The sequence below is a fragment of the Burkholderia sp. LMG 13014 genome, assembly GCF_905232215.1.
Taxonomy (GTDB): domain Bacteria; phylum Pseudomonadota; class Gammaproteobacteria; order Burkholderiales; family Burkholderiaceae; genus Burkholderia.
Genome location: NZ_CAJNKE010000935.1, coordinates 1 through 1,585 on the forward strand (window position 1 = coordinate 1; position 1,585 = coordinate 1,585).

Genomic DNA, 1,585 nt, shown 5'->3' on the forward strand with positions numbered 1-1,585 from the left:
CCGCGCCTGCAGCGGCTGATCGAGATCGCGCTGAAAAACAACCGCGACCTGCGCGTGTCGGTGCTGAACATCGAGGCGGCGCGCGCGCAGTACCAGATCACGCGCGCGGGCCTGTTCCCGACGCTCGACGGCACGGGCACGGGCAACATCCAGCGTATCCCGCAGGGTTTGTCGACGACGGGCGCGTCGATGATCTCGCGCAGCTACAACGTCGGCCTGTCGGCGTCGTGGGAACTCGATCTGTTCGGCCGCGTGCAGAGCCTGAAGGACCAGGCGCTCGCGCAGTACCTGTCGACCGCGTATGCGCGGCAAGCGTCGGAGATCTCGCTGGTGTCGCAGGTGGCCGATCAATACCTGACGCTGCTGTCGACCGACGATCTGCTGAAGGTCACGGAGGACACGCTGAAGACGGCGCAGGCGTCGTACGACCTGACGAAGCTGCAGTTCGACAACGGCACGGGCTCCGAGCTCGAGCTGCGTCAGGCGCAGACGGTGGTCGAGCAGGCGCTGGCGAACCAGCAGGCGCAGGCACGGGCGCGTGCGCAGGCGCTGAACTATCTGGTCCTGCTGATCGGCGAGCCGCTGCCGGACGATCTGCCGGCGGGCATGCCGCTCGACGCGCAGAACCTGCTGACGGACGTGCCGGCCGGGTTGCCGTCCGACCTGCTGACGCGTCGTCCTGACGTGATGCAGGCCGAGCAGTCGCTGCTGGCGGCGAACGCGAACATCGGTGCGGCACGCGCGGCGTTCTTCCCGAAGATCTCGCTGACGGCCGCGTTCGGTACGGCGAGCCCGACGCTGGGCGGTCTGTTCAAAGCCGGCACGGCGGCGTGGTCGTTCGCGCCGAACATCGCGCTGCCGATCTTCGAGGGCGGCGCGAACATCGCGAACCTCGATCTTGCACACGTGCAGAAGCGCATCGAGATTGCCAACTACGAGAAGGCGATCCAGTCGGCGTTCCGCGACGTGGCGGACGGGTTGGCCGCACGCGGCACGTACGACCAGCAGATCGCGGCGCTGGAGCGCAACGAGCACGCGCAGCAGCGACGTTTCGACCTGTCGGACCTGCGTTACAAGAACGGTGTCGACAGCTACCTGTCGGTGCTGACCGCGCAGACGGACCTGTACACAGCGCAGCAGACGCTGATCAATGCGCGTCTGGCACGCTGGACCAACCTGGTCAACCTGTACCGTTCGCTGGGCGGCGGGTGGGTCGAGCGGGCCGGCGAGACGCCGCGCGCGCCGGATGCACCGGTCGACTACGACAAGGCGGCTGTTCCGGCGCCTGCGTCGGCGTCGGCGACGAACGGGTAAGCGCAAGGAAGGGCAGGCGCGGTGGTGTACCGCGCTTGTTCTTTGAACCGGCTGTATGCGGAAATGAAAACGCCACGGATGAAAATCCGTGGCGTTTTCTTTTGTGCGCTCGAATCATGCGGGGCGAAGACGGGTGGACCGACGATGCGTGCATCGAACGACGGTGCGGCCCGTTGCGCCGGACACGTCGTGCTGCGCGGCTACCCGGCACCTGGCATTCGGCATTCGGCATTCGGCATCCGGCATCCGGCGTTCGGCATCCGGAGTGCGG

The 1,585-nt window shown here is 67.1% G+C and carries 1 protein-coding gene; it reads left to right on the top strand.

Annotated elements, in window-relative coordinates; genetic code table 11:
* A partial coding sequence (locus JYJ84_RS36290) for an efflux transporter outer membrane subunit (protein WP_205190266.1) occupies positions 1 to 1,314 on the top strand: 1,314 nt, incomplete at its 5' end.
* Positions 1,315 to 1,585: the final 271 nt, after the last annotated feature.